This window comes from Acidobacteriota bacterium (assembly GCA_003696075.1).
GTDB lineage: Bacteria > Acidobacteriota > Polarisedimenticolia > J045 > J045 > J045.
Genome location: RFHH01000198.1, coordinates 1 through 26,583, shown reverse-complemented (window position 1 = coordinate 26,583; position 26,583 = coordinate 1). Strand labels below are relative to the sequence as shown.

Sequence of the window (26,583 nt, the reverse complement as noted above, 5' to 3'; positions counted from 1 at the left end):
TGGCGGAAGGCTCGCCCGAGCACCGGTGATGGGGGCCGGCCGGCGCTCCGGGGCCCCGTCGGCATGCTGATCGGTCTCACCGGACCGAACGCCGCCGGGAAGGGGGAGGTGGCAGCCCTCCTCGCACGCCGGGGGTTCGCGGTCCATTCCCTGTCCGACGTCGTGCGCCGCGCCGCGGCGCGCCGGGGGCTCGCGCCGGACCGCGAGACGCTGATCGCGCTGGGGCGCGAGATGCGAAAGGCGGGCGGGCCGGGCGTGCTGGCCGAGGCGCTCGTCGAAGATCTCGAAGAGCGCGCCGTCGTCGATTCGATCCGGCACCCCGCCGAGGTCGCCGTGCTCAGGCGCAGGCCCGACTTCCGGCTCCTGGGCATCGACGCCCCGGTCGAGGTGCGGTGGCGGCGCGCGCGGCGGAGGGGGCGCCCCGGCGACGACGTGACGCTCGACACCTTCCTGGCGCAGGAGGCGGAGGAGAACCGCTCCAGCCCGACCTCGCAGCAGCTGCTCCGGACCCTCGCCGAGGCGGATGCGGTCGTCCGGAACGACGGCAGCCTCGCCCGCCTGGAAGGTCTCGTGTTGCGAATCCTATCGGTCTGGGAGAAGGAGGCCGCGTTGACGCCGGGAGGGGCGCGCTCCTAGAATCGCCCGCCACCGCCGCCCGCGCCGCAGGGGCGGCCTTTTCGGAAGGAGGCGGGACGTGAAGGTGCCGCGGCGCGAGCTGAACCTCCTGGAACGACTGTACATCCCCGAGATCCTGCGCGGCCTGCGGACGACGATCCGCCACGCGGTCCGGCCGAGCGATCGCGTCACCCGCCAGTACCCGGAGGAGCCGACGCCGCTGCCTCCGCGCTACCGCGGCATCCCCGCGCTGGTGACCGACGAGGACGGCCGGATCAAGTGCGTGGCCTGCCAGCTGTGCGAGTTCGTGTGCCCGCCGGAGGCGATCAAGATCGTCCCGGGAGAGTTCTCGGACAGCAACGTCGAGAAATACCCGGCGCGGTTCGATCTCAACATGCTGCGGTGCATCTACTGCGGCCTGTGCGAGGAAGCCTGCCCGGAACAGGCGATCTTCATGAGCGATGTGGCGACCTTCGTCGTCTCCTCGCGAGAGGAGGCGGTCCTCCCGAAAGAACGCCTGCTCGAGCTTGGCGGCGCGCGTCCCGACCCGATCCACAAGTGGGCGGCCAAGTGAGGCGGCGGGCCGGATGACGGGGGCTCCGCGCCGGTCGGGCGATCGGGGAGGATGCCGCGGATGAAGCTCCCGATCCGGTTCGAGGTGGCGTCGGGCCGTCCGGCGGAAGCCGGTGCGGACGCGCTGGTGCTGTTTCGAACGGCCGGGGGCCCATGGCCGGCAACGGGCGCTCCCGCCGCCGACCGGGTGGTGCGCTCGGAACTCGAACGCCGCGGCTTCGAGGCCGGTCCCGCCAAGGTCGAGCGAGTCGACGTGGAGCTGGGAGGCGCCCGGCGGCCCGTGGTGGTCGTCGGGATGGGGAGGGAAGCGGACGGAGACGCGGCGCGCGTGCGGCGGGCGGCGGCGGCGGCGGCGCGCGCGGTGAGCGCCCTGGGCGTGCGGAGCTGCGCCCTGTCCGTGCCTCCCGCGCCGCGCTCGGTCGGCGGGCTCGACGAGCGCCTCCGCCTCGCCGCCGAGGGTTTCGGTCTCGGCCTGTACCGCTTCGACAAGTACCGCACCTCGTCCCGCGAGAGGGGGAGGCTGCAGAAAGCGGTTTTCTGCACCGGTTCGCTCAGGCCCGCCTTCCGGGAAGCTCTGCGGCGCGCCTCGGCGGTGACCGCGGGCGTCTTCCTGGCGCGGGATCTGGTGAACGAGCCCGCCGGCGTCATGACTCCGCGGGAATTCGTGCGGCGTGCCCGCGCGGAGTCCCGGCGGGCCGGGATCCGGATGCGGGTGCTCGGCCCGTCGGAGATCGCCCGGCAGCGGATGACGGCACTGGCTGCGGTGGCGGCGGGCAGCGACGAGCCGCCTCGCGTGGCCCATCTCGTCCTCCCGGCGCGGCGCCGGCGGCCCGCGGCGCGGCTGGCCTTCGTGGGGAAGGGGGTCACGTTCGACGCCGGGGGATACAACATCAAGACCGGGTCCCACATCAGCGACATGAAGATGGACATGGCGGGCGCCGCGGCGGTCCTCGGGGCCATGTCGGCCCTGGCCGCGGTCGGCTGCGATGCCGAGATCCACGGGTTCGTCGGGCTGGTCGAGAACCTGGTGTCGGGCCGCGCCTACAAGCCAGGGGACGTCCTGCGAACGCGCCGCGGGCTGACCGTGGAGGTGAGCAACACCGATGCGGAAGGGCGTCTCGTACTCGCCGACCTGCTCGACTGGGTGCGCACGACGGTGGAGGCGGATCTGACCGTGGACGTGGCCACGCTCACCGGCGCATGCGTCATCGCTCTCGGCACCGGCACGGCCGGCATCATGGGAAACGATCGGCGCGCCGTCGACCGGGTGCTCGACGCGGCGAAGCGCGCCGGCGAGCGCTGCTGGCCCCTGCCTCTCTTCGCGGAGGACCGGGATCAGCTGAAGAGTCACATCGCCGATCTGAAGAACACGGGGCCCCGGTGGGGCGGCGCCCTCACCGCCGGGCTGTTCTTGAAGGAATTCGCCGGAGATCGGCCCTGGGTGCACATGGACATCGCGGGCCCCGCCTTTTCGGACAAGGACGACCCTCTCACGGGACGGGGCGGCACCGGCGCGGCGGTCGCCACCCTCGTGCGGCTCGCGGAGCGGACCTAGCCGGTCCGCGCCCCCTTCTCCCCGTGCTCGCGCCGCCCGCCGCGCCGCTTCCGGCGCGGCTTCCGGCGGTCCTCGGGGGGCCCGGCGGGGAACAGCTCGCTGTAGCGCGCGCGCCAGCGCCGCGCCTCTTCGACGAGGTCACCGGTCGTCTCCGCGACCAGCTCGAACAGGCGCAACGCCTCGGGGAAATAAGTCCTCCGCATGAACACCGATGCGGAGCGCCTCTTCCGCCCTTTCCCCGGCACGAACCGTTCCAGGGCCAGGAGAACCTGGCGGATGCGCTCGCAGTCGCGCTTGCTGACCGAAAGGCGCTGGGCGATCGGCCGCAGCGCCTCCGACACGCGGGCCCCGGCGTCCCGGGGGGACGGGCCGGCAGCTTCCATGAGAACGGGAGAGAGCAGGGCAGCGAGCTGGAGCGACGCGGGCAGCTCCTGTCCCTGTTGCGTCACCGCGTCGATCGTCCGGAGGAGGCGCCTGAGGGCGCGGACTTCTTCCTCGCCCGCGGCTTCCAGATGAGCCGCCAGCTCCGGCAGGACGACTTCCAGAAGCCCCGTCTCGCGGAGGAGGTCGAACGCGGGTGCCATCGCGCCCCCTCTGTACATGCGGAGCAACTCCTCGCCGATGCGAGGGGGCGCGGCCTCCAGCACGTGGCGGCGGTAGGTCGCGATCGCTTCGAGCGTCTCGCGCTCGATCGTGCAGCCGAGCCTCGCTGCGTGCCGGACCGCCCGGAGCATCCGGATCGGGTCTTCGCGAAAGCGTATCGGCGGATCGCCGATGCAGCGGATGATGCGTCGCTCGGCGTCTTCCACTCCGCCGACATAGTCCACGATCACCTGCCGGTCGACATCGTAGAAGAGCGCGTTGATCGTGAAGTCGCGGCGCACCGCGTCCTCGTCCGCGGTTCCGAAGCGGTTGTCGTCACGGATCAGGAGATCGCCGTCCCGAGGTTCGGTCACGTTGGCCCGGAACGTGGCCACCTCGACGATCTTGTTCCGGAAATAGACGTGCGCGAGTCGGAACCGGCGGCCGATGATCCGGCAGTTCCGGAACAGGCGGCGGACCTCCGGGGGATGCGCGGAGGTGACGACGTCGAAGTCCTTGGGCCGGAGGCCGAAGAGGAGGTCCCGGACGCAGCCGCCGACGAGATAGGCCTGGTGACCCGCCTCCGTCAGCCGCCTGATCACCCGCACGGCGTCGGCGTCGAGAGCCTCTTGGGGGAAGGCGATCGCGATCTCCTTCGGGCGTGGCGGTGCCGTCGCCGGATCCCCGGCCGGGAGCGGCTCTCCGTGATCCTGTCCGGTCGTCATTCCGTGTCCGATCCGCCGCGCCGGCCGGGAGCGGCCCGCGATCCGCGGGGCGGGGTTCCGCGCTCCTGCGCTCCCCGCCGCCGGCGCGGGATGATACCCCGGATGCCCCCGGGACGGTCGTCGGATCGGTTCCGGGCTACCATCGGACCGTGACCGCCACGCGCCATCGCCCGTCTCGCCGCCCGTTGCTGTTGGCGGCGGCCCTCGTGACGGCGGTCGCCGGAACCGCGGCGGCCAGTCCTCTCGAGGGATGGACCCTGCTGCGGCTCGAGGGCCGGAAGTTCCTGTTCGCCAAGGGCATCGCCGAAATCGAGCGCTTTCCCGCCGAGGACGGCGGGATCGAGCTGGCTGTCCGCTCCGAGGCACGGATCTTCGGCGCCACCGCGGGGGAGCGTCTGGCTGCCACCTGGTTCGACCCGCTGCGCCGCCGGAGCGACCGCTGGCTCGAGCTCGCGGGGCCGGAAAAGGCGCGGGCGGGATGGCGTGCGGGCGACGGCCGGCGGTACGCGGTGGTCTCCTACGACCGCCCACGGGGAGCGGAACAGGATCCCGCCCGGTGGAACAGGCGCGAGGAACGGAGCTTCGGGCTCGACGGCATCCCGCCGGCGTGGGCGGTCGTCGAGCCGTACGCGCTGCTCGGCCTGCTCGGGCAACTGGCGGCGGAGGGAGGCGGGCGGGTGACGCTCCTCACCCGCAGCGGCCCGATCCAGGTGCAGGCCGCGGTCGGCAGCCGGCAGGAGAGCACGGTCCGGGTGCGAACGCCGGGCTCGCGCCGGCGCCGACTCCGCCTCCGGCTCGTCGAAGTGGTCCTGGCGCCGGCCGAGGAGGGTGGGCGCACGCTGCTCGGGATGAGCGGAAAGACCCGCCTGTGGGTCGACGGCGATTCGGGGGCCCTCGTGCGGATCGAGGGATGGCACGAGCGGCTCCGAGGGCGGGTCCGCCTCGAGCTGACCTCCTTTTCCGCCGAGCGCCGGCGCCGGCCGGAGCTGCCCGAACCGTGGCCCGCGGCCGGCCTTGACGCCGGGATCGAGTCTCCCTAGATTGACCACCTTTTCGCGCCCGAGCCGTTCCCGACGGAGATCGCCATGCCCAGCCCGCGCCCGGGCGGTGACCACCCCACCCGCCTGACGATCGCTCCCGACGCCTTCGTCGCACCCGGAGCGGTGATCGTCGGCGAGGTGAGCATCGGGGCCGCCTCGACCGTCTGGTACGGCAGCGTGCTGCGCGGAGACATCGAACCGGTTCGGATCGGCAGCCGGTCCAACGTCCAGGACCTCTGCGTGATCCACGTCGACGAGGGCTATCCCGCGGTGATCGGCGACCGGGTGACGATCGGCCACCGGGCCGTCGTCCACGGCGCCGTCCTCGAGGACGACTGCCTGATCGGCATGGGGGCGGTCGTGCTCTCCGGCGCGACGGTGCGGCGCGGGGCGGTGGTCGCAGCCGGCGCCGTGGTGAGGGAGGGCTTCGAGGTCCCCTCCGGCACGGTCTGCGCCGGCGTACCCGGCCGCATCATTGGCGAAGTGGACGAGGCGACCGCCCGCCGCGTCGCCGAGGGCGTGGAGCGGTACGTCCGGTACGGTCGGCTCTACCGGGAGGGACGCCTCGGCGGGGGACCGTATGGCGGCGCATGAGATCGACACCGTCGCGGCCCGGCGGCGCCCCGGTTCGCGCTGGATCCTGACGACGCACCTGAACCCGGACGGCGACGGGATCGGCAGCCAGGCCGGGTTCGCCGCCTGGCTCCGCCGGGGTGGCGCGGAGGTGCGGATCGTCAACCGCGACGCGATTCCAGGAACGCTGCGATTCCTCGACCCGGAAGGCTGCATCGAGGTCTACGACCCGGCGGAGCACGATGCTCCGATCGCCGAAGCCGACGCGGTGGTCATGCTCGACAACTCCGATCCCGCGCGCCTCGGAGAAATGGAAGGCGCCGTCCGAGCGGCGCGGGGCCTCAAGATCTGCATCGACCACCACCCGGAGCCGGATCCGATGTGGGACCTGCTGCTGGTCGACCCCGAGGCTTCGTGCACGGCCGAGATCGTTCTCCGGCTGTTCGAGGCGACCGGCGATCCCGTGGACCGCGACGCCGCGACCGCGCTGTACGCCGCGCTGGTGTCGGACACGGGTCGTTTCCGGTTCGGCAACACGGACGCGGACGCGTTCCGGATGGCGGCGAAACTCGTGGCGGCAGGAGCCAGCCCGGCCGAGGTGTACGCTCGGCTGGAGGAGCGGTTCAGCGCCGCATTCCTCGTGCTGCTCGGAAGAATGCTCGCCGATCTCGAGGTCCGGGCGGGGGGGCGCCTGCTGGTCCTCCGCACGCCGGCCGATTTCGAGGGGGCCCTCGGCCCGGCGGGCGAGGACCTGAGCGAGGTGATCAACCTGGCGCTCCGCTCGAGCGAGAGCCGTGTGGCCGTCCTTTTCCGGCCGCTGGGCCCGGACCGCACGAAGATCAGCCTCCGCTCGAAGGGGAGGCTCGACGTGAACCGGCTCGCCCGCGCCCATGGAGGCGGCGGCCACAGGAACGCTTCCGGTATCGTGATGGAGGCGGGCCTCGAAGAAGCGGCCGCCCGGCTGCTCCCGGAACTCGAGCGGCTCGTCACCGGCTGAAGAGGTCCGGCGGGAAGCGGCGAACGGGGACGAGGTGAGGTCATGAGGCGGGGACGTCGGGCGCTGCTGCGGGCGTTGATGCTGGTGCCCAGAGGGCTCGTCTGGCGTTTCGCCCGGACCTACATCGCGGGGGACACGCTCGAGGACGGGCTCGCGGTCGCGAGACGGCTCAACGAGGAGGGCTGCCGCGCCACGCTGGACGTTCTGGGGGAGGGTGTCCGGGACGAGAGAGCGGTCCGAGAGTACGTGGACGCCTACAAGCGGGCGATCGACGGCATCGTCGGCAGCGGCGTGCAGGCCAATGTCTCCGTGAAGCCCACCGCGCTCGGACTCGCGCTCTCGTCCGGCCTGGCGCTCGAGGCGGTGGGGGAGGTGCTCGAGCGGGCGGCACGCGACGGTCTCACCGTCCGCCTCGACATGGAGGATTCGAGCGTCACCCAGAAGACGCTCGATCTCTACCGTGCCCTCCGGCAGAGGGGTCACGACAACGTCGGCGTCGTCCTGCAGGCCTACCTGCGCCGGACCCTCGACGATGTCCGCCGCCTGGCGTCCGAGGGAGCGTCGGTTCGCATCTGCAAGGGCATCTACATCGAGCCGCGCGAGATCGCGTACCAGGACGACGACGTGGTGCGGCGGTCGTTCGTGGACGCGGTGCGCGTCATGCTCGACGGCGACGGAACGTTCACGGCGGTCGCCACGCACGACGAGGCCCTCGTCTTCGAGACGCGCCGCCTCCTCAGGGAGCGGGATATCGGTCCGGATCGTTACGAGTTCCAGATGCTCCTCGGGGTCGATGCCGAGCTGCGGCGGCTGATCGTCGCCGAAGGACATCCCATGCGCGTCTACGTTCCGTTCGGTTCGGGGTGGTACGCCTACTCGCTCCGCCGGCTGGTGGAGAATCCCCGGCTGGCGTCCCACGTTGCCCGGAACGTGCTCGGATTCGGCCCGGGACGCAGCGCGGACGCGGCGGCGGGCGGTTGAAGATCTTCGCCATCGGCGATCCCCACCTCTCGTTCGGACGCCCCAAGCCGATGGACGTCTTCGGCGAGGTATGGTCCGACCATGCCGAGCGCCTGGCCCGCGAATGGGACCGCACCGTCGGCGAGGAGGACGTCGTCCTCGTCGCCGGGGACATCTCCTGGGCGCACACGCTGGAGGAGGCGGCCCCCGATCTGAGGTACCTCGCCAGCCGGCGCGGCCGGCTCAAGGTCTTGCTCAAGGGCAACCACGACTCCTGGTGGACCTCGGCGGCCAAGGTCCGCGCCTCGCTTCCCGCCGGCCTGGCGATCCTCCACCGCGACGCCCTCCGGCTCGAGGAAGGTGTCGTCCTTTGCGGGGCGAGGGGGTGGAACCTCCCGGGCCTGCCGTGGTCCGATCCGGTGCGCGACCCTCCCCTCTACCGCCGGGAGCTGGCGCGGCTCGACGCTTCCCTCGCCGCCGCCCGCCGCCTGCGCCGGGCCGGGGACCGGCTGATCGCGGTGCTTCACTTCCCGCCGGCGGGACCGGACGGCGCTCCCACCGAGGTCCTCCGGATGCTGGCGGAGGCGGGCGTCGATCTGGCGGTCTACGGGCACCTTCACGCCGACGACCACGCCTGGGCTCCACGCGGGCTTCTGCACGGGGTCCGCTTGGCCTTCGTCGCGTCCGACTTCGTCCGGTTCCGTCCGGTAGCCGTCTTCGACTCCGGCACCGGGATCCTGGAGGCGGGAGCTGCGCATTGACAGGCCCGGGGAGCCATCTTAGACAAGGGGCCTGGCACCGCCCCGCCGACCGCCGGGGCCGGGCGCCCGTGAGGTGACGACCGTGCCGATCTACGAGTACCGTTGCGAAGCCTGCGGGGACGAGTTCGAGGTCATGCAGAAGTTCTCCGACCGGCCGCTCAAGCGGTGCGGCAAGTGCGGGGGCCCGCTCGAGAAACTGATCAGCCGGTCCTCGTTCGTTCTCAAGGGAGGCGGTTGGTTCGCCGACGGTTACGGGCGCTCGCGGTCCGGCGGGGAGCGTTCCGGCAAGAAGCGGAGCGGCGAAGGGGAGAAGTCCGACGCCAAGGGGGGCGGAGAGGGGGCTCCCGGAGCGCGACCGGCCGCTGCGGCGGCCGCGTCGCGCTGACTCCGCCGTTTTGACCGCCTGATCGGCCGCCGCTAACATCGGCGCCACCGGGGGGATGAGGCCCTCCGGCGGGTCGCGGGAGCGCCGCGGCCCGGCACGAAGGGAAGACATGACCTGGTGGCGGCGAGCGGGGTCTCCTGCGGCGGCCCGGCCGGCAGGCCGGGGGGCGGCCCGGCGCTCCGCGCGGACTCCCGCGCGGGCTCCACGTCCCGGCATCTCCGAACCCGCGCGCGCCACCGGACCGACGGGGCGGCGGACCGCTTCCGCCGCCGGAAGCACGGACAGCGAACCCGCAGCCCGGAGCTGCGGAGACGGACGGCCTTTCGAATCCACTCGATGCGGCCGGCTCGCCCGGGGTCGCCGGGCGGGTCGGCGGGCGGGGCCGGTACGGCGCCTGCCGAGCGGCCGTGCCGCGCGCTGAGCGTCTTTGACGTCCCGTGCCGATCGGTGTCGTGTCCTTCCCGGGGCAGCGGGCCGAAGGCCCGCGAGGAGCACGGCATGGGCGGTCTCGCGGGATTCGCGGCGGCGGGGGCCACGGGCGGTTCGGCGCTTCTCGCCACGGCCGCCCTCGGGGCGGCGCTCGGCCTGGCGGCCGGGTGGGCCTTGGCCGCACGCACCGCGCGCGGCGTTCTCTCTCGCGCGCGGGCGGAGCGGCAGAGGATCCTCGAGGCGGCGGAGGCCCAGGCGGAGCGGGAGGCGGCGGAGCACCGCGCTCGCGTCGAACAGGAGCTGGAGCGGCGCCGGCGCGCCTGGGAGGAGGAGGAGAAACGGAGGTCGGCCCAGCTCGAGCAGGCGGAAGAGGATGCCGAACGCCGCCACCGCCGGCTCGTCGACCGGGATCGGGCTCTCGCACGGCGCGACCAGCTCCTCGTCCAAAGGGAGCGGGAACTCGAGACCCGGCGCGAGGAGGTGGCCTCGCTGCGGGCGGAGCTGGAGCGGCTCCGCGAGCAGGCGCTGGTCCGCCTGGAAGAGGTGGCCGCTCTCCCTCGCGAGGAGGCCCGCCGGCAGCTCCTCGAAGCGCTCCGCGCCGAGGTGAGGCAGTCGGCGGCGGCCGAGGTCCGCGCGATCAAGGAAGACGCGCAGCGGCGGGCGGAGATCGAGGCCCAGAAGATCATCGCCTTGGCGATCGAGCGGGTCGCTTCCGAGTACTCCGCCTCGCGCTCGGTCTCTCACGTCAAGATCCCGGACCCGGCCATCCGTGGCCGGATCATCGGCACGGAGGGGCGCAACATCCGCACCTTCGAGAAGCTGACCGGCATGCAGCTCGTCATCGACGACAACCCCGGACAGGTGACGATCAGCGGTTTCAACCCGGTGCGGCGTGAGATCGCCCGGCGTGCCCTGGAGAAGCTGATCGAGGGAGGGGTGATCCATCCCCGCCGGATCCAGCAGGTGGTGGCTCAGGTCAAGCGGAAGGTGGAGCAGGAGACGCTGCGGGCCGGCCGGGAGGCGGCGGAGGAATTCGGGCTGAAGAAGGTTCACCCCGAGATCCTCACCCTTCTCGGGAGGCTGAAGTTCCGGACGAGCTACGGCCAGAACGTGCTGGAGCACGTCAAGGAATGCGCCCGCATCTGCGGCATGCTCGCCGCCGAACTCGGCCTCGACCAGAAACTGGCCGAAAGGGCCGCTCTCCTCCACGATATCGGCAAGGCGGTCGACTTCGAGCGCGAGGGCACCCATCCTGAGATCGGCGGCGAGATCGCGCGGCGGTACGGAGAGCCGGACGTGGTCGTCAACGCCATCGAGTCCCACCACGACGACTGCGAGGTGATCCACCCGATCTCCGTGCTGGTCGCGGCGGCGGATGCCCTGTCCGGGGCTCGTCCGGGCGCTCGGCGGCAAACGACCGTCGACTACATCCGGCGCGTGAAGAAGCTGGAGGAGATCGGCGCTTCGTTCGAAGGCGTGAGCCAGTGCTACGCACTGCAGGCCGGCCGCGAGCTACGCGTCATCGTCGAGGCTCGCAAGCTGGACGACGACAGGACGGCGTTGCTCGCTCACGATCTCGCGCAGAGGATCCAGAACGAAATGGACTATCCGGGGAGGGTGAAGATCACCGTCATCCGGGAGCTCAAGGCGCAGGCCGTGGCGCGCTGAGGGAGTGCGGCGCCGTGGCCCGTTCCGGGGAAGACCGCCCCGCCGGCGCGCGCGCCGAGGTCCGGCAGCTCGTTCGCGACGCGCTGCGAGCCGTTCCGGGGGGGCGCATGCCGGTCTCGGGGGCGACGCGGTCGATGGCGCCCTTTCTTCGCGGCGGGGACGAGATCGTCTGGCGCCGCGCGGAGGGGGTCCCCAGGGTGGGCGACGTCGTGCTCTTCTTCCGGGACGCGCCGGCACGCCCGGACGCCTCGCTCGCGGACAGGCTTCGCGACGGGGGCCTGACGGTCCACCGGGTGATCGCGCGGCGGCGGGACGGCCGCCTGGTCACGAAGGGCGACGGCCTGCCGGGAGCCGACGCCCGTCCGCCGGCGCGGAGCGACCTGCTCGGCCTGGTCGTCGCCGTCGTTCGCCGCGGTCGGCGCTATGCTCTGGACGGCGCGGGAGCCCGCCTGTACGCGCGGGTCGCGGCCGGGGTGTCGCGGTGCGGAGCGCTCCTGTTCGGCGCGGCCACCCGGGTCGATGCGGTCGCGGCCCGGGTCGTGCCCGCTCTCGGAGGCCGCTGGCTGCTTCGGCGTCCGGCCTGGTGGCTCCAACGGGCCGTCCAGGGGGGATGGTATCTGGCCGGCTTCCGAGCCCTGCATCCACGTGGGGAGGAGGCGGTTCCCCCTCCGCCCCGTTCGGCTTCGGAGGACATTCCAGGTGAGCGGTGAGGCGCGCGCGACCTACTACTCGATCGATGTCGAAGCCACCGGGCCGGTCCCCGGGCTGTACAGCATGGTGAGCCTGGGCGCCTGCGTGGTCGCGCCGCGGGATGGCGGCCTGCGCATCGGCGAGACCTTCTACGTCGAGATCCGCCCCGCCTTCGCCGGCAACGATCCCCGGGCCAATGCGGTGCACGGCCTCGACCTCGACCGCCTGCGGCGCGAGGGTGTGGAACCGCGGGAAGCAATGGAGCGCCTGAACCGGTTCGTCGACCGGAGCCTGGTTCCGGGCACGGAGCCGGTGTTCGTCGGCCACGTGGCGGTTTTCGACTGGATGTACGTCGCCTGGTACTACGAGTGGTGCGGCGTGCGGAATCCCTTCGGCTACAAGGGGATCGATACCAAGGCGCTGGCGATGGGGGTCTTGGGACTGCCGTGGTTCGACACCACGAGGGAGACGATCGCCGAGCGCCTCGGCCTCGAACCTCAGGACGAGGCGACGCTACACCGCGCCGATGCGGATGCCCGGCACCAGGCGGAGATCCTCAAGGCGCTGCTGGAGTGCGCGGGGCTGACGTGACGCCGGAAAGGGGCGGCCGCCGCGCCGCGCCCGTGAACCGCACGGCGATGTCGAACGGCAACCCGGCGGCGATCGCGGCGAGCCGTCCGGCGCGGAACCCGGCCGCCCGATCGAGCCAGCGCCGCGCCGCGGCGTAGTCCCCCGCCGCCACCAGATGGTCGACGCGCGCCAAGGCGCGCCGCAGCCCGGCGGCCCACTCCTCCGCCCGGGTTCTCACGCGTCCGGTCGTGCGGTCGATGGCGAGCGCCCCCTCCGCCTCGAGCAGCGCCAGCTGGAGCCGCGCCGCCGCCGCGCCCCGCTCCCCGCGGCCGAGGGCGCCGAGAAGGGCCGCGAGGACGGTCGCGCGGCCCTCGGCCCGGTCGGCGAGCGCGAGCGCCGCGGCGAGGCCGGCACGCGCCTCGTCCAGCAGGGGGGCCGCCTCCCGCAGGCGGTCCGGACCCGCGCGGGGGGGCCGCCCGTGCGCGAGGGAATGGAGGAGGAGGAAGTCGACATAGGTCTCCCCGTCCTGTTCCGGACCGCCGCCCAGGAGCGCCTGCGCCGCGGGTCGGAGGAGGATTCGGCTCTTGGCGAGCGCCACGTTTCGGAAGACCAGGTGGCGGGTCCTACCGGGCGTCGGGTCGAGCGGGAACTCCACGGCCACCGGGACGCCGCCGGCGCGAGCCGCGCCGCCCGCGCCCGCGAGGTCCAGCAGCTCCACCCGCGAAGCGTCGGGCGGGGGGGCACCGCACGTCGCCTCGAGGCGGCGGGCCGCCGCCTCGACCTTCGCGGCGCCCCCGGGTACGGTGACGCCGACGAGCGCCTCGAACGACGCTTTCAGGCCGAACAGGCGGTCCTCACCGGTGGGATGCGGCCCGAGAAGGAATCGGACGGGGCCGCGGACTTCGAGCCAGAGCCGGTCCGCTTCGCGGTAGTCGTCCGAGCGGAGGGCTTCGGCCAGCGCCCCGAGGTAGCGACGCAGGGCGGGGTCGGTGGTGAGGCTCCTCGCCTTCTCGAGGCTGCCGGCGATCGCCTCGAGCCGGTCCCGGAAGACCTTCGAGTAGGGCCGTCCGCTCAGTCCGTGTTCGTCGCGCACCACCAGGGTGGTCTCGGAGATCAGCTCGGCCTCCCGGTCGGGGTGCTCGGAGAGGAACCGCGTCCACTCTTCCGGCGTCAGGTCCTCCGGATAGAAGCCGGCGCCGGGAGGGCGCGGCGGGGTGTCGAGGAAGAGGTTCCGCCCCGCCCGCCCGCGGTCGTACGGCCCGAAGTTGATGTCGAACAGCCGGAGGGCCTTGCGCCTTTCGACCGCGGGCAGCGCCTCGAGACGCTCGCGCCGCTCGCGGTTCGAGCGGCCGGCCTGGTCGAGGAAGATGCCGTCCACCTGCCGCGCGGCCGCCAGCAGGTGGTCGAGGGCCTGCCGGTCCTCCTCCGGCAGCCCCTCCGCCTCCCATCCCAACTCGACCTCCGGCCATTCGGCGAGCCAGGCGTCGAGATCGGGCGTCACCCGGGGCTCGACGCTCGCCGGCCCTGCGCCCCCGCCCCCGGGGGCGCAGGCGCATGCGGCGAGGAGCGCCCCGGCGGTCCACCTGGGCAGGCGCAGCGACATCGGCCTCCTCCCGGCCAAGATGGGGTGGCCGGCTGGAGCCCGTCCAGTGGCGCGGGGATCCGGCCCGGGCATCGGGCATAATCCCGACCGGGAGGCGCCATGGCGGCACGCGAACCGATCACCCTCGCCGTCATCCTGACGGTGGCCCTCGTCCTCCTGAGCTGTCTGTTCGCCGGCGTCGTCTACGTCGCGTACGTCGACGCCCGGGAGATCGAGGCGAGGGTGCGCCACGACATCGAGCGGCAGATCAGCGCCGAGCAGGTGCATCTCGCGAGCTGGTACGAAGCGGTCGTCCAAGAGCATGCGCGCCAGATCGCCGCTCCGTTCCTCTGGGACGTGGAGACTCTCGAAGGGCTCGAAGAGGGTTCCCCCGCGTACCAGCGGCTGCAGCGCCGCATGTGGCAGTTCGTCTACGGGCGAGATCGGGAGCCCGCGCTCCCGAGCCAGCCTGTCGGCCCGCTGGAGTCCGTCCTGATCATCGACCGGCAGCACCGCATCGTCGCTGCGTCGGACACCCTGGCCGTCGACCGGAGATTCACCGATCCCGAGGAGGTGCGGCTCCTGGAGACGGCCCTCCACCGGCCCGTCGTGAGGCGATTCGAGGGGGAACGGGCCGACGGAAGACCCGTGGTGGAGGTCTCCGTCGGGGTTCCCAACGCCAAGGGAGAGCCGATCGGCGTCGTCCGGTTGCGTTACGTCGGCGGCGAGATCTCGGACATCCCCGCCCTGCCCCGTCTCGACGTCTCGGTCCAGCCGCGGCTCCTGGCTCCCATCCTGGCCGGCATCGTCGCCTTGCTGGGAGTGGCCTTCGGCTCCCTCGCGACCTACCAGGTCGTCGCCCTCACGCGGAGGCTGAAGGCGATGGCGCGCGGCATCCGGCTACCGCCCGGCCGGGGGCTCGGCCGGGAAGCGCTGTCGATGATCGAGGAGCGACTCGAGTCGCTCAGCGACGCCGTCCGGCGGGACGACCTCCTCGTCGCCTCGCTCACCGACGCGTTGCGAGAAGGCGTGATCCTGTTCGATCCCGAAGGCCGGCCGGTGATCGCGAACCGCCAGGCGGCGGAGATGTTCGGGGTCGAGGGGGAGGGGGACGAGCAGCTCCTGAAGCTCCGGCGGCTGTTGAACGACAACCCGTCGCTCGCCGAGGTGGTGCGCGCGGCGATCTCGCGGCGCAAGGCCGTCCGGGAGCGCTCGCTGTCCCTGAGGGTCGCGGGCGGTGAAGTGGCGGTCCAGGTGACGAGCTACGTGCTCCAGGACGGCGAACGGGTCGCCGGCGTCCTCCTGGTCATCAAGGACCGGGCCTCCATCGAAGCGCTCGAGCGGAATCTCCGCGAGGCATCGAAGCTGCAAGCGATCGTGCGGCTCACCGGCAGCGTGGCCCACGAGGTGAAGAACCCGCTCGGGGCCGTCCGCGTCCATCTCGAGCAGCTTCGGCGCCGCTTGCTACGGCTCGCCCACGCCGACCCGACCGCTTCGGAGCGGGTCGACGTCCTGAAGGAGGAGATCGACCGGCTCCACGAGATCCTCGACGAGTGGCTGAACTTCACCAGCCCGGACGAGCGCGCACCGGCCCATGCGCGGGTGACCGAGGTGATGCACTCCGTCGCCCGCCTGCTGCGCGTGGAGGCACGCCACCAAGGCGTGGACCTCGTCGTCGAGCAGGAAGGACAGCCGGGCGAAGTCGCCGTGTCGACGGCGCGGCTGCGCCAGGTCTTGCTGAATCTCGCGCTCAACGCCCTTCAGGCGATGCCCGATGGGGGGCGGCTGACGCTCGGGGCCCGGCCGGACGGCGACGCGGTGGTGCTGACCGTCGCGGACACGGGCGCCGGCATTCCGGAAGAGCACCGGGACCGGATCTTCGAGCTTCACTTCACCACCCGGGAGGGGGGCTCCGGACTCGGGCTGCCGATCTGCCAGCGGGTCGTGGAGGCGGCGGGCGGAACCATCGCGTTCGACTCGCGCCCCGGCGAGGGGACCGTCTTCACGATCCGCCTGCCCTCCCTCGCCTCCGCGCGCCGGCGCGTTCAATCGCAGGAGCAGCGGGCGAGGGGGCGGTTGCAGCCGAAGCAGTAGCCGTGGCGGCGGAACCACTCCGCCATCTCGGCCTGCCAGGCATCGGCGATCCCGGCCCGCTCGACATCGGTCATGTCGGCCTCGTCGAGCCAGGCCCGCATCGTCTCGAGGCTGCGGTGATAGGCCGTCAGCAGGTCGAAGATCGTCAGCGGGGCATCGTTCCCGCCCGGAGCGTCGGCATCGGACATCAGCCACTCCCGCTCGGGCGCGGCCGGCGGCCTGACTGGCGGAAGGGGTGGGATTCGAACCCACGGTACGGGGAAACCCGTACAGCGGTTTTCGAGACCGCCGCCTTAAACCACTCGGCCACCCTTCCGGCCTGCCGCTCCGCGGCCGTGCCGCAGCGGCGCCGCGCCGGGGAACGATAGCTCAGTCCCGGCCCGGTGTCACGATCGGGCGCCGGGTCCGCTCAGGAGGCTTCCCGGCCGGCGGCGGCTTCGGCCTCCCCCTCCTCCACCGTCCACTCCCTGTAGTCCCTCGGGCGGACCGTCGCCAGGGGAAGGCACGATCCCGCGAGCCACGCCGCCAGCGGGACCCCGGCCGCGAGGCCGGCGAGCCAGAGCAGCCGCGCCGGGCCCGCCGGGACGCGGAACGCGGCGTACGCGGCCGCGGCGAGGGCGAGGACCAGGGCGCCCAGCCAAGCGGCGCGCCACGTCCAGGGAAGGCGCAGCAGGGCGCGGCACCAGCGGCAACAGACGCCCTCGCGGGGCAGGACCAGCGCCGCGGGCCGCACGGGAAAGAGGCGTCCGCCGCACTCGGGGCAGGTGGCCATGGCGTACCGTCCTGTCGGCGCGCTGCCCGACCCCCGACGCCCTTCCGGCACCGAGATGGTACGCCGGGCGGTGCGGTTCGCCAGCCGTTCCGCCGTCCGCGTTTCCGGAGGGCCCGCGCGGAGGCGGCGCCTTACGAAGCGGCGCTGCGCGGGGGCTGACCCGCCGGTTCGACCAACCTGAGAACCAGCGAGGCGTTGGTCCCGCCGAATCCGAAGCTGTTGGACATCGCCACCGTCACGGCGATGTCGTTGTCCGGTTCGCGCACGAAGCGAAGGTGCGCGCACGAGGGATCGATCTCGTCGAGGTTCCGCGACGGCGCGAGGAAGCCGCCGCGCATCATCAGGACGGTGTAGATGACCTCGAGCGCTCCCGCCGCCCCGATCGCATGGCCGGTGATCGACTTCGTCGAGGAGAGCCACGGTTGCCGCCGCCCGAAGACCTCGCCCATCGCGGCGGCCTCCGACGGATCGCCGTGCGGCGTCGAAGTGCCGTGTGCGTTGACGTAGCCCACCTCCTCCGGGGCGATGCCGGCGTCGGCCAGCGCCTCGCGCATCACGTTCACCGCTCCCCTCGTGTCGGGGAGGACCATGTCATGCCCGTCCGAATTGGCGCCGTACCCGGCAACCTCGGCGAGAATCGGCGCGCCGCGCCGGCGTGCCGCCTCGAGCTCCTCCAGCACGACGACACCGGCGCCCCCGCTGATCACGAACCCGTCCCGGCGCACGTCGAACGGGCGGGAGGCCTGCTCCGGGCGATCGTTGTAGCCGCGGGAGAGGGCGCGCATGGCGTCGAACGCGCCGACCCGCGTCCAGTCGAGCTCCTCGGCCGCGCCGGCGAGGATCCGGTCGTAGCGTCCCCAGCGGATCATGAGCGCACCGAGCCCGATCGCGTGGGCGCCCGTCGAGCAGGCGGAGGACACCGACCAGCTCTCTCCGGTCGTCCCCAGCGCCACGCTGACGTTGGCCGCCGCGGTCGATCCCATCACTCGCGGCACCGTGTAGGGCGTGACCCGCCGTGTGGTTCCCGTCCGCTCGAGGTCGCGGCACGACAGGAAGTTCTGCAGGGTCGAGGCCGACCCCGAGCCGATGAGCACCGCCAGCCGCTGCCCGCGCAGTCCGAGGGGGTCGAGGCCGGCTCCGCGGAGTGCCTCGTGGGCGGCGAAGAGGGCCATGCGCGCCACGCTGGTCGAGTTCTTCTCGACCCGCCGGGTCAGGAGGGGGCAGTCGGGCTCGGCCTCCGGGACACCGGCGACCTGCGACTCGATGCCCATCTCGCCCCATTCCGGAACGCGGCGGATTCCCGAGCGACCCTCGCGAAGGGCCGATTCGATCGCGGCCAGGCCGGTTCCGATCGAGGAAACCGCTCCCATCCCCGTGATCACGACACGTCGGCGCGGCATCGTCCGTTCCAGGTCTCCCCGCCGCCCGGGCGGCCCGCCATCATAACCCGGCCGATCGGGCGCGCGGGACACGCTTCGGCCGGGAAGGTACACTATGCATAGGCCGGCGGTGCCGGCTCGAAACGGTGGGAGACCAGACCGGATGAGCACGAACCGAACCACCGAAGGCGGGGCCGGAGCGCACCGGGGGCTGCCGCAGGCGGGCGCGCCCCTGATCTCGCTGACCCCGCGGGCGTTGGAGAAGATCAGGAGCTTCCGGAGCGGCCGGACCGAGTTCGCGGGGAAGGCCTTCCGGGTCGGCGTGGACGGCGGCGGGTGCGCCGGGTTCAAGTACACGTTCGCGTTCGACGAGGTTCGGGAGGACGACGAGCGGGTGGAGATCGAGGAAGTGCTCGTCGTGTGCGATCCGGTCTCTCTGCCGTACCTCCGCGGAGCCACCGTCGACTACGTGGAGGATCTGTTGGGCGCCGGCTTCGTGGTCGACAACCCCAACGTGACCAGATCCTGCGGGTGCGGCGTCTCCTTCGGGGTGTGAAAAGCCGTCACTCCGACTTCCAGCTTCTCACCTGCACCTCCAGCTCGCGGGGAAGGAAGATGCCGTAGCCGCGCGCTCCGCCGAGCAGCCGGGGGTCGTGCGAGAAAACGGTCGTCGCCGAGCCGAACAGCGATTCGACGCGTGCGATGACGGCGCCGTAGTACTCGTGCAGCCCCGACGGACCCGCCAGCGCCACTCCGACGATCGCGTGGTTCGAGTAGAGCACCGCCTGAAGCGAATCGAACTGGGGTGGATCGGGTGCGACCTCGGCCCAGGTGTGCGAGGTGGAAGCGTCGGTCCATAGCGGGCTGCCCCGCCAGATCGCGCCGTCGCCGTCCGTGTCGAGCGGCGGGGCGGAGTTCGGATCCGCTGCGGTGTAGTCGAGCCGGTCGTTGATGTTCAGGGGGAACGCGAAGCTCGAGGGCCCTCCCGAGGGAAGCCCGTACGCGTCGACGCTCCCGCGGGTGATCCGGTCGTCGAAACGTCCGTCCCCGTCCAGATCCTCGCCCGAGCCAGGGACGACGTCCCCGGGCGCGTAGCCGGCGGGTCTGAGGCCCGACCCGCATTGGTTCGCTCCGTCCGCGCCGTAGGTCCGCACGTCCCAGACGCCGTTCCCCTCGTCCGCGTCCAGGGTGTTGGGGAGCCGATCCGCTCCGAGATCCTCCCTCGACTCGTTGTCGGGGTTGGCGAGCCAGGCGTCGACTTCGTCCCAGTGGAGGCCCCCCGTGAACCTGCCGATGACGATGTTCTCGCGCGCGAACAGGCCCAGCATGTCGGCGTCCCGGACGCGGTAAGCGCCCGCGGGGGGAGACGTCGAGGTGAGAGCGAGCCACGCCTCGATGTCCTCCTCGGCCATCGACGGGAACAGGGTGGACGGACCGTTGGGGTACCCGGTGCCCGGCGGCGGGCCGCTCCCGGGAAGGTGGGGCAGCGGCGGGGCGTCGTAGGCGAGCTCGTCGGGGATGTAGATGTTCCCGGCGCTGTAGATGCTCCCCTGACCCGACACGCGGCCGAGGATGATGACCGCCCCCGTCATCGGCCGGAGGCCCGAGGCGTCGTACTCGTCGGCCGTGTTCCACACGCCGTCCGGCCCCGGGCTCCCGATGACGACGGGCCCGTCGATGATGATCGGCTGGATCCGGCCGTCGAGGATCATGAACGGTGACTCGTCGTCGTCGGTGCCCGGCAAGCCGTCCCGCCCGTACAGGTCGTCCGCGGTGTTCCAGACCCCGTCGGGACCGACGTTGCACCCGATGCAGGCGCGGTAGGTCCGGTAGCGGCCGAGGCCCTTGTCCCACACCTGGAGCGTCGAACCCCCGGTGTCGTCCGAGGTTCCCCAGATCCCGTCGGGGCCGGCGGAGCCGCCGTTCCATTCGCGTGCCGCGCGAACGTAGAGGGAGAGGTCGGAGAGGTTCGGCATGCGCACGCGATCCTCGTGCTCGTGGCGGTTCGCCGCGACGGCGTAGTCGCCCTCGCAGCTCTGGGCGCCGGTGATGGCCCCCGCGGCGATGATGCCCCCGTCGTGGATCCGGCCGACGAGGTCGGTCCCCGTCACGCGCTCGTACAGCGGCGTGCCACGGCCGCGGACGCAGGATCCGGCGAGCCGCACGTCGCCGTTGGCGCGCAGGTTGCCGTGGATGTAGAGAGAACCGCAGGGCCAGCCGTCCATCCAGGCGTGGTTGTCCATCAGGTAGGCGTTGTCGAAGACCCGGGAAGGTCTCAATCCGACCCGGATCACGCCGGAGAGGGTGCTTTTCTGCCCGTCCAGCTCGGCCGTCGAGCGGATCTGGATGTCGACGAACTCCAGCCTTCTCGCCTCCTCGACCGTCTCGGGGAAGGTGAGGATGTCGATCGTGAAACTCCCTCGGCCGTGCGGGACGCGCACGTAGTCCCTTCCCACGTCGTCCTCGGTCCCGGCCACCCCGTCGGGGCCGCGGGACCGGCCGTGGGTCCCGTGGAGCATGACGAGATTGTCGAAGATCCGCCCCAGGGCGGGACTGCCGGCGAGCGAGCAGGTGATGTCGCCGGCCATCCGCTGCAGCCCCGCCTCGGCGATGAAGCGCCTTTCGGCGTCGTCCCGCTCCGCGTCCGTGCTGCTCAGCGAGAGCGTGGCGGATGCGAGCAGGCCCAGGCCGACGAGGGTCAGCCCGGCAACGACCATCATCACCACCACGAGGCTCGCGCCGGACTCGCGATTCCGAACCGTCATGCGGCGTGTCCCTTTCATGGCGTCTCGATCGACAGCTCGAAGTCGCGGCAGGGGTCGACGAGGATCTGGTCGAGGGCGTCGTCCGGCGACTCGACCGAGGCGGGGCGGTCGGGGACCACACCCCACTCGCCGTCCAGCGGACTCCCCTGCGCGTAGGCCGCGGTGACCACGTAGTGGTGGCGGGTGCCGCTCGGGTCGCCCGCGGTGGCCCCGTCCTCCCAGATGATCTCGGGTCGAACCGCGAGGCCCCGGAGCTGACCGGTGTCCACCGCCACGCTCGTCCAGGCGCCGGCGGCGTCGCGGCGGTGAACATACCCGGCCTGGTCGGCGACCCAGGCGAGCCTGCCGTCCAGCATCTCGGCATCCCAGGCCCCAGCCGCGAGCGCGACCGGCTCCGGGTTCCATCCGAGCCCGTCGGCGGTGGCGAAGACGGTCATCGCCGGACCGTCGCCGGCCGCGACCGCCGCCCCGCCCGGCGCGCAGGCCAGCGCCTTCACCGCCCCCGCCTGGGGCAGGTCGACCGGCGTCCAGCTCGCCCCGGAGTCGGCCGACTTCCACAACCGGTTCGTGGCCCCGGCCCAGATGGTGACCTCGCCGCCGCTCTCCCGCGCGGCGCAGACGGAGAACAGATTCTCCGTGGTGAAGTTCACGGGAGCGAACGTCATGCCTCCGTCGAGGGAGCGCAGCAGGGTGCCCGCCTGGCCCGCGACGACGACCACGTCGCCGGCCGCGGCCACGGCAACGAGCCGGGCGGAAGTGCCCGAGGCGACCGCGGTCCACGTTCGGCCTCCGTCCTCGCTCCGGAGCAGGCTCCCTCCGTCCCCGGCGGCGAGCGCGCGGCTTCCGCTCACGAAGGCGACGTCCTGGAGGTTGGCCGCCGTTCCCGACGTCACCGGGCTCCAGTTCGCTCCGCCGTCGGCCGTGCGGAGGATCTCGCCCCCGTGACCGACGACGAGTCCGACGTCGGCGTCCGCGAAGGCGCCGTCGTGCAGCATGGATGGCGACGGCGAGGCGTCGTGCCGCCAGTTCGTTCCGCCGTCGAGGCTCCGGTGGAGGGGCTGCGCGCCATTGTGCGAGAACGCCCAGACCGTGCCGGTCCACCGGACGGACGCCGCGAGGTCGTTTTCCGTGTAGCCCGCACTGTCGCCGACGAGCGAATCGGCGACACCGTCACCGTCGGTGTCGTGCGAGCGGTAGATCCGGTAGTCGACCAGGTAGGGATCGTATCCAGCGCTGTCGTTGTCGGGGTTGGGTGAGAAGACCAGCTCCACCGGACGGTCGCCCGGGCCACGGTCGGCGATGCGGGCGCGCACCCCTCGGGGCGGCGCCGGCCCCCGATACGGTCGCCCGCAAAGTCGCGGGCCGTAAGGCGAGAGGCGGCCGGCGTCGTCTTCCGACCGGATCCAGTAGTAGTAGAGTTCGCCGAAGGCCGGCGGGGACGTCGAATTCGACGCGTCGTCGACATAGGCGTACTCGGCGGCCCCGGTCGCCGGCACCGCCGTCTTGCTGACCGGAGCCACGCAGCGGTAGTCGCTCGTTCGAGAGCGGTAGACGTGGTAACCGGAGACGGGTCCGCCGTACCCGGTCGTGTTCGCCGGATCGTCCGGCGAGCGGGAGAACCTGACCTCGAGCGACGTGCCGTCGTTGCCGGGCGGATCCACCAGGCGCGCCTCCGGCGGAAACGCCGGCCCCGGCTCCGGGGGATAGGGGCCTGCGACCGGCTCTTCCCGAGAAAGCGAAGGGGTGCAGTCCATCGCCCGGACGCGGTACCAGTACTGCCGCGGGGGCCAGCCGCGGAGGTCCATCCACTCGTCGGTCCACTGCGTCGTCCCGGCGGCGGTTTCCGAGAGAGCCGACTGGCCGAACCGTCCCGGGTGCTCGGTGCGGTAGACGAGGTAACGCTCGACATCCCCCTCGCCGCCGCCGTCGTCGGGAGACGCCGTCCACTCGAGCCTCACTCGTCCGTCGGCGAGGGGGTCCGGGCAGGCGTTGGCGAGATGGAGCCCGGAGGGCGGCTGCGGCAGTCCTCCGCAGGCGCCGCCGGGCAGGTCGAGGTTCCGCGGCCGGATCACGCTGGCGATGGTGGAGCTGCGGAACCGGAAGGGCGACCCGGAGGTCGAGCGAACGGGGTCTTGCCAATCGGGATCGGGGTAGGGCGTTTCCGCGGTGATCGTGACCTGGATCTCGCGGATCAGCTCGTCGATCCGGCGCGAGAGCACGCCGTCGCCGTTCCGGTCTTCTCCGGGATCGAGCACCCCGTCGTCGTCCGCGTCCTCGTCCGTCACCGGACCCAGCGCCGCCAGCTCGCCGGGCTCGAGAAGGCCGTTCCCGGCGATCCCTCCGCCGGAGCCGTCGTCGCCCCAGAGGTCGAGCGCGGGATCGGGGTCGAAGCGGCCCCAGTAGAGAAAGAGCGGAGTAGGCCGGGCCCCGCTCGGGTAGGCCACCGGCCCCCGCACGAGAGCCACGGTTCCGACCGGGTTCTCGTTCGTCGTCCCGTGCGCCCCGTAGACCTCCCGGCGCAGGAGAAACAGTCCGTCGTTCCGGCCGATGAGCTCCTCGGCCTCGTCGCCCCGGTCGCGGCCGTCCACCGACCCGTCGCCGTCCGAGTCGAGCGTGTAGCGGATCGTCTCCGCGCCGGTATGGAACGAGGCTGGCGTCCCCGCGCAAGGAACGTCGGCGCCCGGTAGCGAGCCGTCGACGGCCCCGACCTCCGGGTCGATGTCGGCGTTGAAAGCGAGGTCGTAGGGTGCCGCGCAGACGATCCGGGCCTGCCCCACCAGATCGTCGGCGGTCCCGGCGACGCCGTCCGGACCGGCGTCGGCGATCGTTCGCGAGTCGACGCCGAACCCCGCCATGCGAAGGTCCCGGGCGATCCGCTCCAACGCGTGCCGCGCCTCCCGGTCCGCCTCGAGGCGGGCATCGTCCCTCGTGTAGATCTTGTGGTCGATGGCGAGCATCGACAGGGCCGCGAGGAACAGCATCGCGGTCAACGCCATGGCGACCGTGATCTCGGAGAGGGAGAAGCCGCGCTCGCCGTTTCCCGCGGTCCGTTCGCCGGGTCCTCGCGCGGCGGCCCGGAAAACGGCCTCCTCAGCCGGCGGGGATGGCGAACGTCTTCTGGGTCGACACCGTGACATGGTGGACCTTCCCATGGCTGTCCCTCCACTTCACCCGCACGAGCACGAACTTGACGAAGTCGGTCGCCGGGACGCCGGAGCCCGGCGGGGCCAGGTCGACGACGACGTTGTCCGGCGCGGCCAGGTTCGGTCCGTCGAGGGACACGTTCCGGATCGGCCGCTCGTAGTCGGCGGAGTCGACGATGTGAACCTCGCGCCGGAACCGCGCGTACTGGTCGCGCATCGTCCAGCGCTCGAGGCGTCCCTGCGGGGTGTCCGGGTAGTCCGAAGCGGAGGTCGGCACGGCGGCGGCCCGGATGCCGGGGCGGCCCGCGCAATCGCGGTACGTGAAGAGCGTCCCGTTCCTGAGGTCGATCTCGCCGAATCCCTCGTCGGGGAAGTTCGCCGCGGTCACCTCGTCGATGTCGGTGCAGGGTGCGGAGGGATCGAAGACGCCGTCCCCGTCGCCGTCCTCGTACCGCGCCCGCTCGATCTGCTCGATCCGCTGTTCGGCGAGGAACCGAGCCGTCGCCAGATCGCGAGCCAGCTCGGAGGTGCGCAGCGAGCTGACCATCATCACGTTCAGGCCGAGCAGCGCCAGCCCGAAGATCCCCAGGGCGACGACGGTCTCGGCGAGCGTCAGCCCCGCCTCGGCGCCGCCGCGCGGCGGTGCGGGGCGAGGCGTCATGGCTCGAGCCTCCAAGGCCCTGGCCCCGGGGCGGTCGGGTCGTAGCGCCAACGGCGGATGCGCGCCGTGGCGCCACTCACCGTGATGGCCCGCATGTGAGTCGGATCGCCGCGGCCGATGTCTTCTTCCGGGATCAGGTACATCACACCGCTGTCGGCCTTTCCCGCGGGATCGAAGACGAGCCGGGGCGGGGTTCCGGGAAAGCTGATCGCCCGGGTGATCGGCTGCCCGTCGAGACCGATGGTTCCGGGGGCGAAGCCGAAGACCATCGCTCTCCCGCCGTTGGACAGCGGGTAGCGGTCGATCCGCTCTCCTCGCCCCGGCGTGTAGCTGCCGTCGCCGTCCTCGTCGTCGACGATCTTCATCGTCTCGTCGGAAGGATCGAAGACGACGACGTAGTCGTTGCGCTCGAACACGGCCCTTGAACGCGCCAGCTCGAGGCGCCCGGCGAGCTCGGCGACCGCGGCACTCGATCGCCACGAGGAGCGTTGCAACGTGGAGTACCCCAACCCGAGCAGCAGCGTGGCGATGAGGAGCGCCGCGATCAGCTCCGGAACGGAATAGCCGGCTTCCCCGTGCCTTTCGGTCGTCACCGTTCCGTTCATGGGGCCTCCCTCCGCGCCGCGGGTCGGGACGCCGTCCCCCCGAACGGCTCCACCCGGCGCGATCGCCGCCCACCTAGCAAGATAGGTGCCCGCATGTCCGGGCGGTACGGGACGGGTCCGAAAAGGGAGGAGCGCCCCGGCCGGGTCGCGGCGGGGACGCCGTCGGGAGGGGGATTACGCTTTCGTGAGCCTTGCGCCCGAGACCGTTCCCTTCGGATGGTGCCGGAGGTGGGACTCGAACCCACAAGGGCGCGAGCGCCCGGCGGATTTTGAATCCGCTGCGTCTGCCAGTTCCGCCACTCCGGCGCCGGATGGACATGGTAGCCCGGATCGGCGCCACGGGTTGCCTTTCGGCCGGAGATCCTTTAGAATCAATACGATCTGCTTTGGCGGCGGATGGGGTCGCCGGTCGTCGCGACCGGCGCGCCGTCACGGGCGTGGTCGTTGGGTGCGGGTCGGGCCCGGCATGAGGAGCAGGCATTGAAGTTCAAGGTCGGAGACAAAGTCGTCTATCCCAATCACGGCGTCGGCATCGTCAAGGAAATCCGCTCCCTGGACTACGGCGGTGAGAAAAACACCTTCATCAGCCTCCAGATCTTGTCGTCCGACAGCATCGTCATGGTGCCCGTGGCCAACAGCAAGGCCGTCGGGCTCCGCAAGCTGGTTTCGCGCGCGAAGGTGAAGAAGGTTCTCGAGCGGCTTCGGACCAGCGAGATCGACGTCCCGCAGGACTGGAAGGGCCGCTACCAGGAGAACCAGGAGAAGATGCGGTCGGGGGACATCGAGCAGGTGGCCGACGTCCTCAAGAACCTGACCTATCTCAACAGCATCAAGACGCTCTCGTACCGGGAACGGAAGATGCTCGACCGCGCGCGGGCGCTCGTCATCAGCGAACTGGCCGAGGCCAGCCGGCAGGAGCCCCAGAAGATCGAGATGAAGGTCGACGAGGCGATGATGGCCGGCATCGCCAACGGCCGCCCGAGCTGATCCTTCCCGTCCCTTCCAGCGCCGGCCGGACGGCGCCTGCGAGACGATGACGCCGCTGGCCCTCCTCGCCGCGCTCCCGCTGTTGCGGGAGGCGTTCTGCGGTCGTGTGGTCCGCCGGGTCCTTCCGGTGGAGGGCACCGGCCTCTACGTCCAGTTCGAGGGAACCCCGGAGGGGCTGCGCATCGACACCCTCCCCCCGGGTGGGGCGATCCTCGCCACGCCCGAGCGGCCGGCCCGCATCCGCGGCGGCCGTGGGGTTTGGCCCGATGCGGTCGCCGCCGCCGACCGCGAGCTCCAGGGCCGGCGTCTACTCGGCCTCGAGGCCGCCTCGGGAGCGCGACTCGTCGCCGCGGTGTTCGAGGGGGGCGGGCGATGGCTCCTGGTCCGCCCCGGACCGGGGGCCGCCGCGGTGGGGTGGGTCGATCCCCGGGGCGCCGGGCACTGGTTCGGGGGCTCGAGCCGGTGCTGCGCC

The 26,583-nt window shown here is 72.2% G+C and carries 24 protein-coding genes and 2 tRNA genes; 15 read left to right on the top strand and 11 right to left on the bottom strand.

Annotated elements, in window-relative coordinates:
* The first annotated feature begins 63 nt into the window (after positions 1-63).
* Genes D6718_12925 through D6718_12915 form a run of 3 tightly spaced genes read left to right on the top strand, consistent with a single transcriptional unit; the run spans position 64 to position 2,743 of the window.
* The gene (locus tag D6718_12925) at positions 64-636 is read left to right on the top strand and encodes a hypothetical protein (protein RMG43169.1); all 573 of its coding nucleotides are present in this window, start codon (positions 64-66) and stop codon (positions 634-636) included.
* 1 nt (position 637) lies between these two features.
* Entirely contained in the window at positions 638-1,189 is a 552-nt protein-coding gene (locus tag D6718_12920; GenBank protein ID RMG43168.1) for an NADH-quinone oxidoreductase subunit I, read from the top strand.
* A 51-nt stretch (positions 1,190-1,240) separates the two neighbouring features.
* Positions 1,241-2,743, top strand: a complete 1,503-nt coding sequence (locus tag D6718_12915) for a leucyl aminopeptidase (GenBank protein ID RMG43167.1) — start codon at positions 1,241-1,243, stop codon at positions 2,741-2,743.
* On the opposite strand, the gene pcnB is transcribed toward D6718_12915, so the two are convergent.
* The gene (gene pcnB / locus D6718_12910; protein RMG43166.1) at positions 2,740-4,050 is read right to left on the bottom strand and encodes a polynucleotide adenylyltransferase PcnB; all 1,311 of its coding nucleotides are present in this window, start codon (positions 4,048-4,050) and stop codon (positions 2,740-2,742) included. The two genes, D6718_12915 and pcnB, sit on opposite strands and share 4 nt — an antisense overlap.
* A 206-nt stretch (positions 4,051-4,256) precedes the next feature.
* On the opposite strand from pcnB, the gene D6718_12905 reads away from it, so the two are divergent.
* The 8 genes from D6718_12905 to D6718_12870 all read left to right on the top strand — a co-directional run bounded on the left by D6718_12905 (position 4,257) and on the right by D6718_12870 (position 12,144).
* Positions 4,257-5,090, top strand: coding sequence for a hypothetical protein (locus tag D6718_12905; GenBank protein RMG43165.1), 834 nt, complete (start codon positions 4,257-4,259; stop codon positions 5,088-5,090).
* Between the two features lie 45 nt (positions 5,091-5,135).
* Positions 5,136-5,684, top strand: a complete 549-nt coding sequence (locus D6718_12900) for a gamma carbonic anhydrase family protein (GenBank protein RMG43164.1) — start codon at positions 5,136-5,138, stop codon at positions 5,682-5,684.
* Complete coding sequence (locus tag D6718_12895) at positions 5,671-6,660, top strand: bifunctional oligoribonuclease/PAP phosphatase NrnA (protein ID RMG43163.1); 990 nt, start codon at positions 5,671-5,673, stop codon at positions 6,658-6,660. The genes D6718_12900 and D6718_12895 overlap by 14 nt, the downstream gene beginning before the upstream one ends.
* A gap of 42 nt (positions 6,661-6,702) precedes the next feature.
* On the top strand, positions 6,703-7,641 hold the full coding sequence (locus D6718_12890) for a proline dehydrogenase (GenBank protein RMG43162.1): 939 nt from the start codon (positions 6,703-6,705) through the stop codon (positions 7,639-7,641).
* Complete coding sequence (locus tag D6718_12885) at positions 7,638-8,381, top strand: phosphohydrolase (GenBank protein RMG43161.1); 744 nt, start codon at positions 7,638-7,640, stop codon at positions 8,379-8,381. Before D6718_12890 ends, D6718_12885 begins: the two co-directional genes overlap by 4 nt.
* A gap of 82 nt (positions 8,382-8,463) precedes the next feature.
* Positions 8,464-8,766 carry a zinc ribbon domain-containing protein gene (locus D6718_12880; GenBank protein ID RMG43160.1) on the top strand — a complete coding sequence of 101 codons (303 nt, stop codon included), beginning with the start codon at positions 8,464-8,466 and terminating at the stop codon, positions 8,764-8,766.
* Between the two features lie 117 nt (positions 8,767-8,883).
* Positions 8,884-10,863, top strand: coding sequence for a ribonuclease Y (gene rny, locus D6718_12875; protein ID RMG43159.1), 1,980 nt, complete (start codon positions 8,884-8,886; stop codon positions 10,861-10,863).
* Between the two features lie 423 nt (positions 10,864-11,286).
* Positions 11,287-12,144, top strand: coding sequence for a 3'-5' exonuclease (locus D6718_12870; GenBank protein ID RMG43158.1), 858 nt, complete (start codon positions 11,287-11,289; stop codon positions 12,142-12,144).
* Here the strand turns inward: D6718_12870 and D6718_12865 are convergent.
* Positions 12,110-13,726, bottom strand: coding sequence for a hypothetical protein (locus D6718_12865; GenBank protein RMG43157.1), 1,617 nt, complete (start codon positions 13,724-13,726; stop codon positions 12,110-12,112). The two genes, D6718_12870 and D6718_12865, sit on opposite strands and share 35 nt — an antisense overlap.
* A gap of 99 nt (positions 13,727-13,825) precedes the next feature.
* Here D6718_12865 and D6718_12860 point away from each other — a divergent pair, with 99 nt between their 5' ends.
* Positions 13,826-15,799, top strand: coding sequence for a PAS domain-containing protein (locus D6718_12860; GenBank protein ID RMG43156.1), 1,974 nt, complete (start codon positions 13,826-13,828; stop codon positions 15,797-15,799).
* On the opposite strand, the gene D6718_12855 is transcribed toward D6718_12860, so the two are convergent.
* From D6718_12855 to D6718_12840, 4 genes are all read right to left on the bottom strand, one after another.
* Positions 15,751-15,987, bottom strand: a complete 237-nt coding sequence (locus D6718_12855) for a hypothetical protein (GenBank protein RMG43155.1) — start codon at positions 15,985-15,987, stop codon at positions 15,751-15,753. The two genes, D6718_12860 and D6718_12855, sit on opposite strands and share 49 nt — an antisense overlap.
* Before the next feature lie 36 nt (positions 15,988-16,023).
* Positions 16,024-16,115: transfer RNA gene (locus D6718_12850), tRNA-Ser, on the bottom strand.
* Between the two features lie 93 nt (positions 16,116-16,208).
* The gene (locus D6718_12845; protein RMG43154.1) at positions 16,209-16,571 is read right to left on the bottom strand and encodes a hypothetical protein; all 363 of its coding nucleotides are present in this window, start codon (positions 16,569-16,571) and stop codon (positions 16,209-16,211) included.
* A 131-nt stretch (positions 16,572-16,702) separates the two neighbouring features.
* Positions 16,703-17,971 (bottom strand): beta-ketoacyl-[acyl-carrier-protein] synthase family protein, encoded by a 1,269-nt coding sequence (locus D6718_12840; protein RMG43153.1) that lies wholly within the window; start codon positions 17,969-17,971, stop codon positions 16,703-16,705.
* Positions 17,972-18,113: 142 nt separating this feature from the next.
* On the opposite strand from D6718_12840, the gene D6718_12835 reads away from it, so the two are divergent.
* Complete coding sequence (locus D6718_12835; GenBank protein RMG43152.1) at positions 18,114-18,506, top strand: iron-sulfur cluster assembly accessory protein; 393 nt, start codon at positions 18,114-18,116, stop codon at positions 18,504-18,506.
* A 7-nt stretch (positions 18,507-18,513) separates the two neighbouring features.
* On the opposite strand, the gene D6718_12830 is transcribed toward D6718_12835, so the two are convergent.
* From D6718_12830 to D6718_12810, 5 genes are all read right to left on the bottom strand, one after another.
* Positions 18,514-20,715: a hypothetical protein gene (locus tag D6718_12830; GenBank protein ID RMG43151.1), complete on the bottom strand. Its 2,202-nt coding sequence runs from the start codon at positions 20,713-20,715 to the stop codon at positions 18,514-18,516.
* A 14-nt stretch (positions 20,716-20,729) separates the two neighbouring features.
* Positions 20,730-23,711: a hypothetical protein gene (locus D6718_12825; GenBank protein ID RMG43150.1), complete on the bottom strand. Its 2,982-nt coding sequence runs from the start codon at positions 23,709-23,711 to the stop codon at positions 20,730-20,732.
* Positions 23,712-23,805: 94 nt separating this feature from the next.
* Positions 23,806-24,519, bottom strand: coding sequence for a hypothetical protein (locus tag D6718_12820; GenBank protein ID RMG43149.1), 714 nt, complete (start codon positions 24,517-24,519; stop codon positions 23,806-23,808).
* The gene (locus D6718_12815; protein RMG43148.1) at positions 24,516-25,124 is read right to left on the bottom strand and encodes a hypothetical protein; all 609 of its coding nucleotides are present in this window, start codon (positions 25,122-25,124) and stop codon (positions 24,516-24,518) included. The genes D6718_12820 and D6718_12815 overlap by 4 nt, the downstream gene beginning before the upstream one ends.
* A 217-nt stretch (positions 25,125-25,341) precedes the next feature.
* Positions 25,342-25,430 (bottom strand) — tRNA-Leu (locus D6718_12810).
* Positions 25,431-25,520: 90 nt separating this feature from the next.
* On the opposite strand from D6718_12810, the gene D6718_12805 reads away from it, so the two are divergent.
* Both D6718_12805 and D6718_12800 read left to right on the top strand, forming a co-directional pair.
* Positions 25,521-26,111, top strand: a complete 591-nt coding sequence (locus tag D6718_12805) for a CarD family transcriptional regulator (protein RMG43147.1) — start codon at positions 25,521-25,523, stop codon at positions 26,109-26,111.
* 46 nt (positions 26,112-26,157) lie between these two features.
* Positions 26,158-26,583 (top strand): hypothetical protein (locus tag D6718_12800; protein RMG43146.1); only part of this gene is annotated, 426 nt, incomplete at its 3' end.

Coding starts and splice junctions, on each gene's coding strand:
- D6718_12925 (RMG43169.1), top strand. CDS start 64: ATGCTGATCGGTCTCACCGGACCGAACGCCGCCGGGAAGGGGGAGGTG.
- D6718_12915 (RMG43167.1), top strand. CDS start 1,241: ATGCCGCGGATGAAGCTCCCGATCCGGTTCGAGGTGGCGTCGGGCCGT.
- pcnB (RMG43166.1), bottom strand. CDS start 4,050: ATGACGACCGGACAGGATCACGGAGAGCCGCTCCCGGCCGGGGATCCG.
- D6718_12900 (RMG43164.1), top strand. CDS start 5,136: ATGCCCAGCCCGCGCCCGGGCGGTGACCACCCCACCCGCCTGACGATC.
- D6718_12895 (RMG43163.1), top strand. CDS start 5,671: ATGGCGGCGCATGAGATCGACACCGTCGCGGCCCGGCGGCGCCCCGGT.
- D6718_12890 (RMG43162.1), top strand. CDS start 6,703: ATGAGGCGGGGACGTCGGGCGCTGCTGCGGGCGTTGATGCTGGTGCCC.
- D6718_12870 (RMG43158.1), top strand. CDS start 11,287: ATGCTCTGGACGGCGCGGGAGCCCGCCTGTACGCGCGGGTCGCGGCCG.
- D6718_12865 (RMG43157.1), bottom strand. CDS start 13,726: ATGTCGCTGCGCCTGCCCAGGTGGACCGCCGGGGCGCTCCTCGCCGCA.
- D6718_12860 (RMG43156.1), top strand. CDS start 13,826: ATGGCGGCACGCGAACCGATCACCCTCGCCGTCATCCTGACGGTGGCC.
- D6718_12855 (RMG43155.1), bottom strand. CDS start 15,987: ATGTCCGATGCCGACGCTCCGGGCGGGAACGATGCCCCGCTGACGATC.
- D6718_12845 (RMG43154.1), bottom strand. CDS start 16,571: ATGGCCACCTGCCCCGAGTGCGGCGGACGCCTCTTTCCCGTGCGGCCC.
- D6718_12840 (RMG43153.1), bottom strand. CDS start 17,971: ATGCCGCGCCGACGTGTCGTGATCACGGGGATGGGAGCGGTTTCCTCG.
- D6718_12835 (RMG43152.1), top strand. CDS start 18,114: ATGAGCACGAACCGAACCACCGAAGGCGGGGCCGGAGCGCACCGGGGG.
- D6718_12830 (RMG43151.1), bottom strand. CDS start 20,715: ATGACGGTTCGGAATCGCGAGTCCGGCGCGAGCCTCGTGGTGGTGATG.
- D6718_12825 (RMG43150.1), bottom strand. CDS start 23,711: ATGGCGTTGACCGCGATGCTGTTCCTCGCGGCCCTGTCGATGCTCGCC.
- D6718_12820 (RMG43149.1), bottom strand. CDS start 24,519: ATGACGCCTCGCCCCGCACCGCCGCGCGGCGGCGCCGAGGCGGGGCTG.
- D6718_12815 (RMG43148.1), bottom strand. CDS start 25,124: ATGAACGGAACGGTGACGACCGAAAGGCACGGGGAAGCCGGCTATTCC.
- D6718_12805 (RMG43147.1), top strand. CDS start 25,521: ATGGGGTCGCCGGTCGTCGCGACCGGCGCGCCGTCACGGGCGTGGTCG.